Source organism: Streptomyces sp. WY228 (assembly GCF_019287315.1).
GTDB classification, from domain to species: Bacteria; Actinomycetota; Actinomycetes; order Streptomycetales; family Streptomycetaceae; genus Streptomyces; species Streptomyces caviscabies.
In genome coordinates this window covers 2,356,049-2,370,957 of sequence record NZ_CP079114.1, presented here as the reverse complement: position 1 = coordinate 2,370,957, position 14,909 = coordinate 2,356,049, and the positions used below count along the sequence as shown (strand labels likewise).

13 protein-coding genes are annotated in these 14,909 nt (G+C 72.4%); 8 read left to right on the top strand and 5 right to left on the bottom strand.

Annotated features, from left to right (window positions below):
* Positions 1 to 52: 52 nt before the first annotated feature.
* Positions 53 to 514, bottom strand: coding sequence for a DUF5990 family protein (locus KV381_RS10255; protein ID WP_193463922.1), 462 nt, complete (start codon positions 512 to 514; stop codon positions 53 to 55).
* 57 nt (positions 515 to 571) lie between these two features.
* Complete coding sequence (locus KV381_RS10250) at positions 572 to 1,375, bottom strand: aminotransferase class IV family protein (protein WP_218785094.1); 804 nt, start codon at positions 1,373 to 1,375, stop codon at positions 572 to 574.
* Positions 1,376 to 1,445: 70 nt separating this feature from the next.
* Here KV381_RS10250 and KV381_RS10245 point away from each other — a divergent pair, with 70 nt between their 5' ends.
* The 3 genes from KV381_RS10245 to KV381_RS10235 all read left to right on the top strand — a co-directional run bounded on the left by KV381_RS10245 (position 1,446) and on the right by KV381_RS10235 (position 3,033).
* Positions 1,446 to 2,081: an NADPH-dependent FMN reductase gene (locus KV381_RS10245; protein ID WP_218785093.1), complete on the top strand. Its 636-nt coding sequence runs from the start codon at positions 1,446 to 1,448 to the stop codon at positions 2,079 to 2,081.
* Positions 2,082 to 2,173: 92 nt separating this feature from the next.
* Entirely contained in the window at positions 2,174 to 2,515 is a 342-nt protein-coding gene (cutA, locus tag KV381_RS10240) for a divalent-cation tolerance protein CutA (RefSeq protein ID WP_218785092.1), read from the top strand.
* Positions 2,516 to 2,523: 8 nt separating this feature from the next.
* Complete coding sequence (locus KV381_RS10235) at positions 2,524 to 3,033, top strand: gamma-glutamylcyclotransferase family protein (protein ID WP_107057947.1); 510 nt, start codon at positions 2,524 to 2,526, stop codon at positions 3,031 to 3,033.
* On the opposite strand, the gene KV381_RS10230 is transcribed toward KV381_RS10235, so the two are convergent.
* A complete protein-coding gene (locus tag KV381_RS10230) occupies positions 3,030 to 3,845 on the bottom strand; it encodes a vancomycin high temperature exclusion protein (RefSeq protein ID WP_373461009.1) in 816 nt (271 codons plus the stop codon). The two genes, KV381_RS10235 and KV381_RS10230, sit on opposite strands and share 4 nt — an antisense overlap.
* A 292-nt stretch (positions 3,846 to 4,137) precedes the next feature.
* Between KV381_RS10230 and KV381_RS10225 the strand changes: the two genes are divergently transcribed.
* The 5 genes from KV381_RS10225 to KV381_RS10205 all read left to right on the top strand — a co-directional run bounded on the left by KV381_RS10225 (position 4,138) and on the right by KV381_RS10205 (position 11,222).
* A complete protein-coding gene (locus KV381_RS10225; protein ID WP_218785091.1) occupies positions 4,138 to 5,058 on the top strand; it encodes a sirohydrochlorin chelatase in 921 nt (306 codons plus the stop codon).
* 54 nt (positions 5,059 to 5,112) lie between these two features.
* A complete protein-coding gene (locus KV381_RS10220; RefSeq protein WP_193463917.1) occupies positions 5,113 to 6,471 on the top strand; it encodes a deoxyguanosinetriphosphate triphosphohydrolase in 1,359 nt (452 codons plus the stop codon).
* 138 nt (positions 6,472 to 6,609) lie between these two features.
* Entirely contained in the window at positions 6,610 to 7,869 is a 1,260-nt protein-coding gene (locus tag KV381_RS10215; protein WP_218785090.1) for an NAD(P)/FAD-dependent oxidoreductase, read from the top strand.
* Positions 7,870 to 7,962: 93 nt separating this feature from the next.
* Positions 7,963 to 9,891, top strand: coding sequence for a DNA primase (dnaG, locus tag KV381_RS10210; protein ID WP_193463915.1), 1,929 nt, complete (start codon positions 7,963 to 7,965; stop codon positions 9,889 to 9,891).
* Between the two features lie 239 nt (positions 9,892 to 10,130).
* Positions 10,131 to 11,222 carry an RNA polymerase sigma factor gene (locus tag KV381_RS10205; protein ID WP_030078059.1) on the top strand — a complete coding sequence of 364 codons (1,092 nt, stop codon included), beginning with the start codon at positions 10,131 to 10,133 and terminating at the stop codon, positions 11,220 to 11,222.
* A gap of 15 nt (positions 11,223 to 11,237) precedes the next feature.
* Here the strand turns inward: KV381_RS10205 and KV381_RS10200 are convergent, their stop codons facing one another.
* Positions 11,238 to 13,166: an ABC transporter ATP-binding protein gene (locus KV381_RS10200; RefSeq protein WP_030622146.1), complete on the bottom strand. Its 1,929-nt coding sequence runs from the start codon at positions 13,164 to 13,166 to the stop codon at positions 11,238 to 11,240.
* Positions 13,166 to 14,899, bottom strand: a complete 1,734-nt coding sequence (locus KV381_RS10195) for an ABC transporter ATP-binding protein (RefSeq protein ID WP_030622149.1) — start codon at positions 14,897 to 14,899, stop codon at positions 13,166 to 13,168. The genes KV381_RS10200 and KV381_RS10195 overlap by 1 nt, the downstream gene beginning before the upstream one ends.
* Positions 14,900 to 14,909: the final 10 nt, after the last annotated feature.

Here is a 14,909-nt window from a genome sequence, read left to right as displayed (position 1 = left end):
CCCTCCCCCCCCGGGACCGGTGGGGGCGGTGTCGGATCCGGACCCGGCCCGCTCACCCCTCCTCGGCGGCGCTCCAGACGATCCGCGGCGGACGTACCCGGGCGCACAGCGGCTGCCCCTTGGTGTCGGTGAGCCCGAGCCGCCCGGTGAGCCGCCCGGAGCGCGCGGCGGCTTCGAGGATCTCCGGGTCGATGTCGCCGAACATCAGTTTGGCGCGCCGGAACATGGTGAAGACCCCGGCGTCGTCCACCGTGCCCCAGGACAGATAGACGAACCGCCCGCCCAGCCGGTTCTGGACGTACGGCCCCGACACCTCGATCCCGTCCGCCGTCGCGGTGGCCGTGCAGTCGAGCACCCACGAGGCGGAGGGGGCGTCCCCGGGGTGCAGGCCGAGCAGTTCACCCGGCCGGTCCTTGCGCTGGACGCCGACGTGGATGTTCTCGTACCCGGGGAAGTCGCTGTCCGGGCCGCAGCTGCGACCGGGAAGGGCTGAGGCCTCGATATGGATCCGCATGCCCCCATGGTCCGGCACGGCCGAACCCGCCGGCCCCGCCCTTCCCGGGCGGGCGGCTCAGACGACGTCCTCCGGAGCGCCGGCGTACACCGCGCCCAGGTCCTTCATCAGCTCCTCGTCGACCGTGAAGCCGACGTCGTCGATCCGCCGCACCGGCGCGATGCCCTGCGAGTTGCAGACGAAGGCGGAGCGGTAGCGGCCCACCCCGTCCGGACCCTCCAGCGTCACCGGGCGGCGCACCGACGGCCGCCCGGCCCGGGCCAGCTCCTGCTCCAGCAGCGTCATCGTGATGCCGGTGAGCGCCGGGGCGCCGGGCCACACCACTGAGGTACCGTCCCAGAAACCGATGTTGGTGACCGCCCCCTCGGTCACCACCCCGCCCGGCGCGGTCAGCAGCGCCTCGTCGAACCCCGCCCGCCCGGCCAGCATCCCGTAGTACGTCTGCCCGAACTCGCCCGGCCGCTTGATGTGCGGAGCCGTGCGCGCGTACGGCGCCGACATCAGGCTCCGCGCCCCGGACGGCGGCACGGCGGGCTCCCGGACCGTCACCATCAGGGTCGTGCGCGTCGCGCCGGGCGGCAGATAGCCGTTCACCCGCACCGAGGCGTCCCGCCGCCCCGCGCCGTCCAGGGCGTGCCGGATCAGCTCCCGCACCCGGTCGCCGTCGAGCGGCAGTGCGAACAGCTCCCGGTTGGCGGCGTCCAGCCGGGCGAGGTGCAGCGCGAGCCCGCGCGTCCTCCCGTCCCGCACCTGGAGGGCGGTGAAGTGGCCGTAGCCGTACAGCGCGGGGATCCGCAGGGTCTCCTCGGTGGCCGGGCGGCCGTCGAACTCGATGTGGGGCGTGGGCGGGTGCGTCGTCATGCGGCCACGGTAGGCGTGCCGTACGGGCGGGCTTGACCTCAACCGCGGTTGAGGCTGAAGGATCGACGCCATGGACACCACAGCCGCATCCACCTCTTCCGCGTCATCCACGGCCTCCTCCGCCGAGCCCGGCCCGCTCAAGGTGGCGGTCATCCTCGGCAGCAACCGCGACGGCCGCTTCGGCCCCGTCGTCGCCGACTGGTTCCTGGCCCGCGCGGCCGGACACCCCGGCGTCGCGACCGAACTGATCGACGTCGCCGAGGCGGACCTCCCCACCGCCATCACCTTCAGCCCCGGCCCGGAGGAGGCGGCACGGCTCGCCGCGGTCTCCGAACGGCTCGCGGCGGCCGACGCCTTCGTCGTCGTCACCCCCGAGTACAACCACTCGTTCCCCGCGCCGCTGAAGTCCCTCATCGACTGGCACAGCGCCGAATGGCAGGCCAAGCCCGTCGCCTTCGTCAGCTACGGCGGCATCTCCGGCGGGCTGCGGGCCGTCGAACAGCTCCGGCAGGTCTTCGCCGAGCTGCACACCGTCACCGTCCGCGACACCGTGTCCTTCCACAACGCCGGAGTCCTCTTCGACGACGAGGGGCGCCACCTGGACCCGGAGCCCGCCGACGCGGCGGCCAAGACGCTGCTGGACCAGCTGGTGTGGTGGGGCACGGCGCTGCGCGACGCCCGGAATCTCCGTCCGTACGGCGCCTGACGGCATGGGGGCCGACAATCACATCGAAGGCCCACGGGCGGGAAGCCCGCCGTAGTCCGTATTCCGCATTCCGCATTCCGAGGAGACCGACGATGACAGCGCCGCCGGCATGGCTGACCGTACTGACCACGACCGACAACGAGGACAAGGCCCAGGCCCTGGCCCGGTCGGCGGTGGAGGCCAGGCTGGCGGCCTGCGCGCAGATCTCCGCCCCCGTCACCTCCGTCTACCGGTGGCAGAACGCCATCGAGACGACCGAGGAGTGGCAGGTGTTCTTCAAGACGACGGCGGAGCGCTACGGCGAACTGGAGGAGCACCTCCAGCAGGAGCACGACTACGACACCCCGGAGATCATCGCCCTGCCGGTGGTCCGCGGCAGCGCCCGCTACCTCGGCTGGGTGACGGCGGAGACGGCGCCCCCGGCAGCCCTGTGACGGCGGCCATGACCACGACCGCCCCCGGCGGACCCGTCGCCGCCGAGCTGCCGTTCTTCGTGTACGGGACGCTGCTGCCGGGCGAACCCAACCACGACCTGTTCCTCCGGGGCCGTACGGCGGGGGAGCGGCCGGCCGTACTGCCCCGGGCCCTCCTCTACGACGGCCCCGGCTACCCGTACGCGATCGAGGGCCACGGCCGCGTCCACGGCACCCTCCTCGTCGCCGCGCCCGGGGTGTACGGGGAGCTGCTCGGGCTGCTGGACCACCTGGAGGAGTTCCTCGGCCCGGGCCACCCGCGCAACCTGTACGAACGGGTCGCCCGCGAGGTCGAGCTGCCGGGCGAGGCGGGCGAGGCGGGCGAGGCGGGTGAGGCGGACGCAGGCGACGGGGCGGGCGAGTCCGTGCGGGCCTGGGTCTATCTCGCCGCGGCCGCCGTCACCCGCTCGCTGCGGACGGGCGGCGTCCTCATCCCCGGGGGCCGGTGGACCACCGGCCGTACGCCGGGAGGTTCCTAGGGGGTGTCGGCCAGCGCCTCCGTCACGCCCGGCTCCTCCGGCCCCAGGAAGCGCGGGTCGGGCCGGAACAGGGCGTCCAGGGCCGCCTTGCCCGAGGCCGCCAGCTCCCGGACGCCGCCGTAGTACCAGACGGAGTCGCGTGGCTCGTCGACCCCGACGCCGTACGCGTCGATCCCGGCGGACCGGCACAGCGTGACCGCCCGGTGGATGTGGAAGTCCTGGCTCACCAGCACCGCCCGGTCGACGCCGAAGATCTTCTTGGCCCGGACGCAGGAGTCCCAGGAGTCGAATCCGGCGTAGTCGCTCACGATCCGCTCGTCGGGCACCCCGCGCCCGGTGAGATACGTGCGCATCGCGTCCGGCTCGTCGTACTCCACCCGGCTGTTGTCCCCGGTGACCAGGACGACCTTCACCTTCCCGGTGCGGTACAGCTCGGCCGCCGCGTCCAGCCGGTGCGCGAGGTACGGGGTCGGCCGGCCCTTCCACAGCCCGGCGCCGAACACCACGGCGACCTCCCGCGCCGGAGCTTCGGCCGTCGTGCCCACCCGGTCGCCGGCCTCCAGCCGCATCCAGGTCGCGGGCAGCAGCGCCAGCACGCAGGCGGCCATCAGCCCCTGTACCAGCCGCCGCCGGCCCCGCCGGGTGCGCGGCAGCCGCAGGACGGGCCGGGCCGGCCACCGGACCTCCTTCAACCGCCGCCCGAGCGGCCCGGACCGCCCGAGCGACCGCCCGGATCTCCCGAGCAGCCCGGACCGCCCGAGCAGCCCGAGCACCTTCCGTCTCCCGCCGGTCTCGCCGGTCTCGCCTGTCACCTCGGCCTCTCCGGCTTCCCCGGCTTCCCCGGTCCTCCCGGCTTCTCCGGCCTTCCCGCGCACCAGAACCCCCACCCGTCCGTAGCCCACCGCACCCGCACCCATGTCCGTGTGCGCCCCGCGCCCCCACCCCATCTGACGCCCGGAACGTCACGAAGGTTCGCCCGCCGCCCCGGTTGTGGCATCTGCCACCGGCGTACGCACACCGCTCCCGGCCCCGCCGTGAGGCGGCGGAAAACCCCCGTGACCCTCGCGCAACGGCCCGGCAACCTCCGCCCGGCACCATCAATCCATGACGGAGCCGGCCCCGGAACAGTCTCAGCAGCCACCCCCGCCGATCGACAGCACCGCGCAGCTCCTCACCCGTATCACCGACCGGCTCGGCGCCCAGCTCAGCCTCGTCTCCCGGAACGGAACCCGCAGGCCCATGCACCGCACCCGGCAGCCCGACCGCCCCGCCCCGCACCCCGACGGAGCGCCCGCCCCGTCCCTGGTCGCCGTGGCGCACGGCAGCCGCGACCCGGAGGCCCTGCGCACCGTGCTGGCCCTCCTGGACCGGGTGCGCGAGCTGCGCCCCGGCCTCGACGTCCGGCTCGGCCACATCGAGCTGAACCGGCCGCTGCTCCCGGACACCCTGGACGGCCTGCGCGGGGCCGACGCCGTCCTCGTACCGCTGCTGCTGGGGCGTGGCCACCACATCAAGCGCGACCTGCCCGCCACGGCGGCCGCCGCACCCGCCGTACGCACCAGGATCGCCGCGCCCCTCGGCCCGCACCCCCTGCTCGTCGAGGCGCTGTACGGGCGGCTCGTCGAGGCCGGCTGGGACGCCGCCGACCGGGGCGGGCGGGGCGCCGCCGTGGTCCTCGCCGCCGCCGGATCCCGCGACCCCGACTCCGCCCGGGACACCCGGCGCACCGCCCGCCTGCTGGCCGAACGGCTCGGTGTCCCCGTCGTCCCCGCGTACGCCTCCGCCACCACGCCCACCGTCCCCGCCGCCCTGCGCGCGCTGGCCGCCCGAGGGCGCCACCGGGCCTTCGTCGCCTCGTACTTCACCGCCCCCGGCCGCTTCGCGAGGGCCTGCGCCGAGGCCGCACCGCACCGGGCCGCCGCCCCGCTCGGCGCCCACCCGGCGATGGCCCGCCTCGTCCTGCACCGCTACGACCAGGCACGAGCAGCGGTCGCCCCCGCCGTGAGCCTGCTCGCTTCCGCCTGACATCCCGGGCCCGCCCGCGTCCGGTTGTCCGTCCCGGTCGCTAATGTCGGAACCATGGACGGCACACAGGGCGCACCCGGGGCAGAACCGGCACACGGCACATCAGGCACGCAGGGCGCACACCGGACCACGGGGTCGAGTCCCTACGGCTCCGCCGACACCGAGCGCTTCGACACCGAGGAGGACAAGCGGCCCGGCCGCACCGCCTTCCAGCGCGACCGCGCCCGGGTCCTGCACTCCGCCGCCCTGCGCCGGCTCGCCGGAAAGACCCAGGTGGTCACGCCCGGAACCCGCTCGCTCGTCTGGGACGCCAGCCCCCGCACCCGCCTCACCCACTCCCTGGAGTGCGCCCAGGTCGGCCGTGAGCTCGGCGCGGTCCTCGGCTGCGACCCGGACCTGGTGGAGACGGCCTGTCTCTCGCACGACATGGGCCACCCGCCGTTCGGCCACAACGGCGAACAGGCGCTCAACGACTTCGCCTCCGACTGCGGCGGCTTCGAGGGCAACGCCCAGTCGCTGCGCCTGCTGACCCGCCTGGAGCCCAAGCGCTTCGTCCGCGACCCGCGCACCGGCGAGCTGGTCAGCGTCGGCCTCAACCTCACCCGGGCCGCCCTGGACGCCGCCACCAAGTACCCCTGGCCGCGCGGCGCGCACCCTGCCGACCCGCACTCGGCCAAGTTCGGGGTGTACGCCGACGACCTGCCGGTCTTCGCCTGGGCCCGCAAGGGCGCGCCCGAGGACCGCACCTGCTTCGAGGCCCAGGTGATGGACTGGTCCGACGACGTGGCGTACAGCGTCCACGACTTCGAGGACGGGCTGCACGCCGGGCACATCGACCCCAACTGCCTCTACGCCGAGCCGGAACGCGAGGAGATCTTCGCCGTCGCCATCGGCCGGTACGTCCCGGCCGGCACCGATCCGCAGGAGCTGTCCGAGGCCCTGGACCGGCTGATCGACCAGGACTGGTGGCCGCACGGCTACGACGGCTCCGCCGTGGCCCAGGCCCGCCTGAAGGACGCCACCAGCCAGCTCATCGGCCGCTTCTGCACGGAGGCCGAGACCGCCACCCGCGCGGTGTACGGCCCCGGCCGCCTCGGCCGGTACGGCGCCGAGCTGGTCGTCCCGCGCGCCGTGCGCCACGAGTGCGCCGTGCTCAAGGCGGTCGCCGACCGGTACGTGATGCAGCGCGCCGAGCAGGAGACCCTCCGCGCCGACCAGCGCATCGTCATCGCCGAGCTGGCCGCCGCCCTCACCTCCCGCGCCCCCGAGGGCCTGGAACCGCATTTCCGCGCCCTGTTCGACCAGGCGCCCGACGACCACGCCCGCAAGCGCGTCCTCGTCGACCAGATCGCCGCCCTCACCGACGCCTCCGCACGATCCCTGCACGCCGCGCTCACCGCCCTTCGCGGCTGACCGGCAGACTGGTAGGGACCGGACATCCGACCACTGGGTGTGACCTGTCCGGGGCACACCCTCTTTCGCCATCACGCTGCGTGCGGGACGCTCGCAGCTGTGGGGGCGCCGCGCAGCACAGCACTGAGGAGGCATCACGTGGTCGACGCACACCAGACGTTCGTCATCGTCGGAGCGGGACTCGCAGGGGCGAAGGCGGCCGAAACACTGCGCGCCGAAGGGTTCACCGGCCGGGTGATCCTCATCGGCGACGAGCGCGACCACCCCTACGAACGGCCGCCGCTCTCCAAGGGCTACCTGGACGGCAAGGCCGAACGCGACAGCGTTTTCACCCACGAACGCCCCTGGTACGCGGGCGCCGACATCGAACTGCACCTCGGCCAGCCGGTCACCGCGCTCGACCGGTACGCCAGGACCGTGCAGCTCGGCGACGGCACCGTCATCCACTACGACAAGCTGCTGCTGGCCACCGGCTCGGAGCCCCGCCGCCTGGACATCCCCGGCACCGACCTGGCCGGCGTCCACCACCTGCGCCGCCTCGCCCACGCCGACCGGCTGCGCAACGTGCTCGCCGCCCTCGGCCGCGACAACGGCCACCTGGTCATCGCCGGAGCCGGTTGGATCGGCCTGGAGGTCGCCGCCGCCGCCCGGGGCTATGGCGCCGAGGTCACCGTCGTCGAGGCCGAGCCCACCCCGCTGCACCAGGTCATCGGCCCCGAGCTGGGCCAGATCTTCACCGAACTGCATAGTGCGCACGGCGTCCGCTTCCACTTCGGCGCCCGCCTCACCGAGATCACCGGCCAGGACGGCATGGTCTTCGCCGTCCGCACCGACGACGGCGAGGAGCACCTCGCCCACGACGTCCTCGCCGCGATCGGCGCCGCCCCGCGCTCCGCCCTCGCCGAGGCCGCCGGACTGGAGATGGCCGAGCGGGCGCACGGCGGCGGCATCGCCGTGGACGCCTCGCTGCGCACCTCCGACCCGCACATCTACGCCGCCGGGGACGTCGCCGCCGCCGTCCACCCGCTGCTCGGCACCCGGCTGCGCGTCGAGCACTGGGCCAACGCCCTGAACGGCGGACCCGCCGCCGCCCGCGCCATGCTCGGCCGGGACGTGACGTACGACCGCGTCCCGTACTTCTTCTCCGACCAGTACGACCTGGGCCTCGAATACTCCGGCTGGGCCCCGCCCGGCTCCTACGACGAGGTGATCATCCGGGGCGACGCCGGGAAGCGGGAGTTCATCGCGTTCTGGCTGAAGGACCGCCGTGTCCTCGCCGGGATGAACGTCAACGTGTGGGATGTCACCGAGACGGTCCAGGAGCTGATCCGGGCCCGTCAGCAGCACGACCCCGAGGCCCTCGCCGACCCGTCGGTCCCGCTGGACTCGCTGCTCTGAGACGTACGGCCGGGGTGCGGGCGGCGCCACCCGCACCCCGGCCGGCCGCCCGCCGGGGCCCGGACTGTCCGAGGCCACCCGTAGACTTCACCCGTGGCCGGCAGGATCAACGACGACGACGTGAAGGCGGTACGGGACGCGGTCCCGATCGACGCCGTCGTGTCCGAGTACCTCCAGCTGCGCAACGCGGGCGGCGGAAACCTGAAGGGCCTCTGCCCGTTCCACGACGAGAAGTCCCCCTCCTTCCAGGTCAGCCCCGGCAAGGGTCTGTTCCACTGCTTCGGCTGCCAGGAGGGCGGCGACACGATCGCCTTCGTGATGAAGATCGACCACCTCTCCTTCTCGGAGACGGTCGAGCGCCTCGCCGCCAAGGCGGGCATCACCCTGCGGTACGAGGAGGGCGGCTACAACCCCTCCCACCAGCGCGGCGAACGCATCCGGCTGATCGAGGCCCACCAGGCGGCCGCCGAGTTCTACGTCCGCGCGCTGGAGAGCCCCGAGGCCGAGATCGGCCGGAAGTTCCTCGCCGAGCGCGGCTTCGACCAGGACGCCGCGACCCACTTCCGGGTCGGCTACAGCCCGGCCGGCTGGGACCACCTCACCCGCTATCTGCGCGGCAAGGGCTTCAGCGACAAGGAGCTGATCACCTCCGGGCTCTCCCAGGACGGCCGCCGCGGCCCCATCGACCGCTTCCGCGGCCGGCTGATGTGGCCGATCAGCGACACCGCGGGCGACATCGTCGGCTTCGGCGCCCGCAAGCTCCGCGACGACGACAACGGCCCGAAGTACCTGAACACCCCCGAGACGCCGATCTACAAGAAGTCCCAGGTGCTCTACGGCATCGACCTGGCCAAGAAGGACATCGCCAAGGCCAGCCGCGCCGTCGTCGTCGAGGGCTACACCGACGTCATGGCCTGCCACCTCGCCGGGGTCACCACCGCCATCGCCACCTGCGGCACCGCCTTCGGCAACGACCACATCAAGATCCTGCGCCGCCTCCTCATGGACAACGGCAGCGCCCGCGTGATCTTCACCTTCGACGGCGACTCGGCCGGCCAGAAGGCGGCCCTGCGCGCCTTCGAGGACGACCAGAAGTTCGCCGCCGAGACCTACATCGCCATCGCCCCGGAGGGCATGGACCCCTGCGATCTGCGGCTCGCCAAGGGCGACGACGCGGTGCGCGACCTGGTCGAGCCGCGCACCCCGCTCTTCGAGTTCGCGCTGCGCCAGATCGTCGGCCGGTACGACCTGGAGACCCCGGCCGGGCGCGGCGCGGCGCTCGACGAGGCCGCCGCCGTCGTCGCCAAGATCAAGACGAGCAGTGTGCAGCGCGAGGTCGCCGTCCAGCTCGCCGGGTTCGTCGGCATCCTCGACCAGGAGTTCGTCGTCCGCCGCGTCGCCCAGCTCGCCCGCTGGGCCCGCGACAAGGGCGGCGACGGCGAGCGCGGCGGACCCCAGGGCGGCCGCGGCGGACCCCGGGCGCCCCGTGGCGGCGCCCCGCAGCCGGCCGCCCCCGCCCCCGGCTTCTCCGGCCCCGCGCTCAACCTCCGCAGCCCCGCCCACCGCACCGAGCGCGAACTGCTGAAGCTGGCCCTCCAGAAGCCCGCCCTGGTCTCGCCGGCCTTCGACGCCTACGGCGTGGACGAGTTCACCGCCCCGCCCTACGCCGCCGTGCGCCGCTGCATCGAGGAGGCGGGCGGCGCCGAGCAGGGTCTCGCCGACAACCGCGAATATCTGGTCGCCGTCATGGACGCGGCCCCCGACAACACCGTCCGCAGCCTCGTCACCGAGCTCGCCGTCGAGGTCTTCATGAGCAGGACGATCGACGAGACCTACGCGGGTGTCCAGCTCGTCCAGGTCCGGCTGCGCGCCGTGGACCGCCGTATCAACGACGTACAGGGCAGCCTCACCCGCCTCGGCAGCAACGTGGCTCCGCACGAGCTGGCCGCCGCGCAGAACGAGGTCTGGGTGCTCCAGCAGTACGCCCAGTCCCTGCGCGCCCACGGCGCCGCCGCACTCTGAGCCCGCCCGCCGCCCACCCGCCGCCCGGCGGGCCGGCCCGGGCGGAACCGGCGGGGCCGGTAACCACCCGGTGACGGACCGGAACCAGAAAGTCCTCGCACGCCCCTCGTGACAGTCGTGTGTCGTACCCCACACTGGGGAATGTCTGAGTCATCGGAGCACGCCGGTCCACGGGGACACCCGGGGCCGGGCAGACCTCCACCCCGTCATCCGGCAGCGATCACCTGGAGGTCGCCCCCGTGCAGACCCGGACCGTGACGACCACGACCGAGCCCATCGCGGCCATCCCGGCGCAGCACAGGGCCCTGCACCACCCGGAGACCACAGCCGGCCCGCCCGGACACGCACCCGAGGCAGTCATGGTGGAAGCGACGCATCTCCCCGAACCGCCGGAGCCACGGAACCGGGCGGACTCCGGCGGCCCCACCTCCGATCTGTTCCGGCAGTATCTGCGCGAGATCGGCCGCATCCCGCTGCTCACCGCCGCCGAGGAGGTCGAGCTCGCCCGCCGCGTCGAGGCCGGGCTCTTCGCCGAGGAACGCCTCGCGGGCACCCCCGACCTCGACTCCCGCCTCGCCGGGGACCTGGACCGGCTGGTGGTGATGGGCCGCACCGCCAAACGCCGCCTCATCGAGGCCAACCTCCGCCTCGTCGTCTCCGTCGCCAAGCGCTATGTGGGCCGCGGGCTGACCATGCTCGACCTGGTCCAGGAGGGGAACCTCGGGCTGATCCGGGCGGTGGAGAAGTTCGACTACGCCCGGGGCTACAAGTTCTCCACGTACGCCACCTGGTGGATCCGCCAGGCCATGTCCCGCGCGCTGGCCGACCAGGCCCGCACCATCCGCGTCCCGGTCCATGTGGTGGAGCTGATCAACCGCGTCGTCCGGGTCCAGCGCCGGCTCCTCCAGGAACGCGGCGTCGAGCCGACCGCCGAGGACATCGCCGCGGAGCTGGACCTGACGCCCGAGCGGGTCACCGAAGTCCTCCGCCTGGCCCAGGAACCCGTCTCGCTGCACGCCCCCGTCGGCGAGGAGGACGACGTCTCCTTCGGCGACCTCATCGAGGACGGCGACGCCGCCTCACCCGTCGAGTCCGCCGCCTTCCTGCTGCTGCGCGAGCACCTGGAGGCGGTCCTCTCCACCCTCGGCGAACGCGAACGCAAGGTCGTCCAACTGCGGTACGGCCTGGAGGACGGGCGGCCCCGCACCCTGGAGGAGATCGGCCGGATCTTCGGCGTGACACGCGAACGCATCCGCCAGATCGAGTCCAAGACCCTCAGCAGGCTGCGGGACCACGCCTTCGCCGACCAGCTCCGCGGCTATCTCGACTGATCCACGCGAGAACGGTCAGTCCACCTCGGCCAGCGCCTCCGCGAACTGGGCGGCGTACAGCCGGGCATAGGCTCCACCGGCCGCCAACAGCTCCTCGTGCGTGCCCTGTTCGACGATCGAGCCGCTCTCCATCACCAGGATCACGTCCGCGTCCCGGATCGTGGAGAGCCGGTGCGCGATCACGAACGACGTACGCCCGTGGGCCAGGCGCGCCATCGCCTTCTGGATCAGCACCTCGGTCCGGGTGTCCACCGAACTGGTCGCCTCGTCGAGCACCAGGATCACCGGGTCGGACAGGAACGCCCGCGCGATGGTGATCAGCTGCTTCTCGCCCGCGCTGACCCCGGTGCCCTCGTCGTCGATCACCGAGTCGTACCCGTCGGGCAGCGTCCGGATGAACCGGTCGGCATGCGCCGCCCGGGCCGCCTCCTCGATCTCCTCCCGGGTGACCTCGCGCGAAGCGCCGTACGCGATGTTCTCCGCGATCGTCCCGCCGAACAGCCAGGTGTCCTGGAGCACCATGCCGATCGAGGACCGCAGATCGTCGCGGGACATCTTCGCCACATCGACCCCGTCGAGCGCGATCCGCCCGCCGGTCACCTCGTAGAACCGCATCAGCAGATTGACCAGCGTCGTCTTGCCCGCCCCGGTCGGACCGACGATCGCGACGGTCTGCCCCGGCTCCACGCTCAGTGACAGATCCTCGATCAGCGGCTTCTCCGGCTCGTAGCGGAAGGACACCTTCTCCAGCGAGACCCGGCCGGCCGGCCGCTCCGGGCGCTCACCGTGCTCCGGATCCGCCTCCTGCTCCTCGGCGTCCAGCAGCTCGAAGACCCGCTCCGCCGACGCGATGCCGGACTGGACGAGGTTGGCCATCGAGGCGACCTGCGTCAGCGGCATCGAGAACTGCCGCGAGTACTGGATGAACGCCTGGACGTCACCGATCGACAGCGTGCCCGAGGCGACCCGGAGCCCGCCGACCACCGCGACCAGCACATAGTTGAGGTTGGAGATGAAGAACATCAGCGGCTGCATGAGCCCGCTGGCGAACTGGGCCTTGAAGCCCGCCTCGTACAGCGCCTCGTTCTGCTCGGCGAAGTCCCGCGCGGACTCCCGCTGCCGGCCGAAGACCTTCACCAGGTTGTGCCCGGTGTACATCTCCTCGACATGGGCGTTGAGCGTGCCCGTCACCCGCCACTGCTGCACGAACTGCGGCTGCGACCGCTTGCCGACCTGCGTCGCCACGACCACCGACAGCGGAACCGTCACCAGCGCGACCAGCGCCAGCAGCGGCGAGATCCAGAACATCACGACCAGCACGCCGACGATGGTCAGCAGCGAGTTGATGAGCTGGCCCATCGTCTGCTGGAGCGTCTGCGAGATGTTGTCGATGTCGTTCGTCGCCCGGCTCAGCACCTCACCGCGCTTGGACCGGTCGAAGTACGACAGCGGCAGCCGCGCCAGCTTCGTCTGGAGGTCCTCACGCAACTGGAACACGATCCGGTTGATCACCCGGATCGACAGCCGCGTCGCCACCAGCATCAGCAGCCCGGCCCCGACATAGACCGCCAGGGCCAGCAGCAGGACGTTCCCCACCGCCGCGAAGTCGATGCCCTCGCCCGGGGTGAAGCCCACCCCCGAGAGCATGTCGGCCATCGAGCCGCGGCCCTCCTCGCGCAGCCCCTCGATCGCCTGCGCCTTCGTCGAGCCCTCGGGCATCTCGCGCCCGATGACACCGGCGAAGATCAGGTCGGTAGCCCTGCCGAGGATCTTCGGCCCGGCCACCGAGAGGCCGACGCTCACCGCCACCGCGCCCAGCATCAGCCAGAGCGAGGTCTTCTCCCGGCCGAACCGCTTCAGCAGCCGCTTGCTCGACCCCTTGAAATCCATCGACCGGTCGGTGGGCGCGCCCCCGGCCATCATCCGTCCGCCCGGACCGGCCATTACGCGGCCTCCGCTTCCGTCAGCTGGGAGAGCACGATCTCCCGGTACGTTTCATTGCCTTCCATCAGCTCGTGATGGGTGCCGGACCCCACGAGCCGGCCCTCGTCCAGCACCAGGATCCGGTCCGCGTCACGGATGGTGGACACCCGCTGCGCCACGATCACCACGGTCGCCCCGGCCGTCTCCCGGCCCAGCGCCGCCCGCAGCGCCGCGTCGGTCGCGTAGTCCAGCGCGGAGAACGAGTCGTCGAACAGATAGATCTCCGGGCGCTGCACCAGCGTCCGCGCGATGGCGAGCCGCTGCCGCTGACCGCCCGACACATTGGTGCCGCCCTGCGCGATCGGCGCGTCCAGCCCGTGCTCCAGGGCCTCCACGAACTCCTTCGCCTGTGCCACCTCCAGCGCGTGCCACAGCTCCTCGTCGCTCGCGTCCGGGTTCCCGTACCGCAGGTTCGTCGCCACCGTCCCCGAGAAGAGGTACGGCTTCTGCGGCACCAGCGACACCGTCTTCGACAGCAGCACCGGATCCAGCGTCCGCACGTCCTCGCCGTCGACCAGCACCTCGCCGTCCGTCACATCGAACAGCCGGGGTACGAGCCCGAGCAGTGTGGACTTCCCGCTGCCTGTGGACCCGATGACCGCGGTGGTCTCCCCGGGCCGCGCCACCAGGTCGACGTTCCGCAGCACCGGCTCCTCCGCACCCGGATATCGGAACTCCGCGCCCCGCACCTCCAGATGCCCGTGCCGCCGCAGCTCGGTGACGGGCGCGACGGGCGGCACGACGCTCGACTCGGTCCCGAGGACCTCCTCGATGCGCTCGGCGCACACCTCGGCGCGCGGCACCATCATGAACATGAAGGTGGCCATCATCACGGCCATCACGATCTGCATCAGATAGGCGAGGAACGCGGTCAGCGCACCGATCTGCATCCCGCCGCTGTCGATCCGGTGCGCGCCGAACCACACCACCGCGACCGACGACAGGTTGACCACCGTCATCACGGTCGGGAACATCAGCGCCATCAGCCGCCCGGTCGCCACCGACACATCGGTCAGCTCGGTGTTCGCACCCCGGAACCGCTTCTCCTCGTACCCGTCCCGGACGAAGGCGCGGATGACCCGGTTGCCGGTGATCTGCTCGCGCAGCACCCGGTTCACGCCGTCCAGCCGCTCCTGCATGGTGCGGAACAGCGGCCCCATCTTCCGCACGATGAGACCGACCGAGACCCCGAGCACCGGCACGACCGCCAGCAGCACGGTGGAGAGCGGCACATCCAGGCCGAGCGCCATGACGATGCCGCCGACGCACATGATCGGGGCCGACACCATCAGCGTGAACGCCAGCAGCACCACCATCTGGACCTGCTGGACGTCGTTGGTGGTCCGGGTGATCAGCGAGGGCGCCCCGAACCGGCCCAGCTCACGGGCGGAGAAGGACTGCACCCGGTCGAAGACGGCGGCCCGCACGTCACGCCCGAGAGCGGAGGCGGTACGCGCCCCGTAATAGACGGCCCCCACGTTGCAGAGGACCTGCAGAACACTGACGGCGATCATGAGACCGCCGAACTCCAGGATGTAGCCGGTGTCACCGGTGACGACACCGTTGTCGATGATGTCGGCGTTCAGGCTGGGCAGATACAGGGTGGCGCAGGTCTGGAGCAGCTGGAGACAGACCAGCAGCACGATGGGTTTCTTGTACGGGCCCAGATGGGCCCGCAGGAGTTTTATGAGCACGCGGGTCTCT

Excerpts from the sequence above, each read along its gene's own strand:
- KV381_RS10255 (WP_193463922.1), bottom strand. The coding sequence starts at position 514 with ATGCGGATCCATATCGAGGCCTCAGCCCTTCCCGGTCGCAGCTGCGGC.
- KV381_RS10250 (WP_218785094.1), bottom strand. The coding sequence starts at position 1,375 with ATGACGACGCACCCGCCCACGCCCCACATCGAGTTCGACGGCCGCCCG.
- KV381_RS10245 (WP_218785093.1), top strand. The coding sequence starts at position 1,446 with ATGGACACCACAGCCGCATCCACCTCTTCCGCGTCATCCACGGCCTCC.
- cutA (WP_218785092.1), top strand. The coding sequence starts at position 2,174 with ATGACAGCGCCGCCGGCATGGCTGACCGTACTGACCACGACCGACAAC.
- KV381_RS10235 (WP_107057947.1), top strand. The coding sequence starts at position 2,524 with ATGACCACGACCGCCCCCGGCGGACCCGTCGCCGCCGAGCTGCCGTTC.
- KV381_RS10225 (WP_218785091.1), top strand. The coding sequence starts at position 4,138 with ATGACGGAGCCGGCCCCGGAACAGTCTCAGCAGCCACCCCCGCCGATC.
- KV381_RS10220 (WP_193463917.1), top strand. The coding sequence starts at position 5,113 with ATGGACGGCACACAGGGCGCACCCGGGGCAGAACCGGCACACGGCACA.
- KV381_RS10200 (WP_030622146.1), bottom strand. The coding sequence starts at position 13,166 with ATGGCCGGTCCGGGCGGACGGATGATGGCCGGGGGCGCGCCCACCGAC.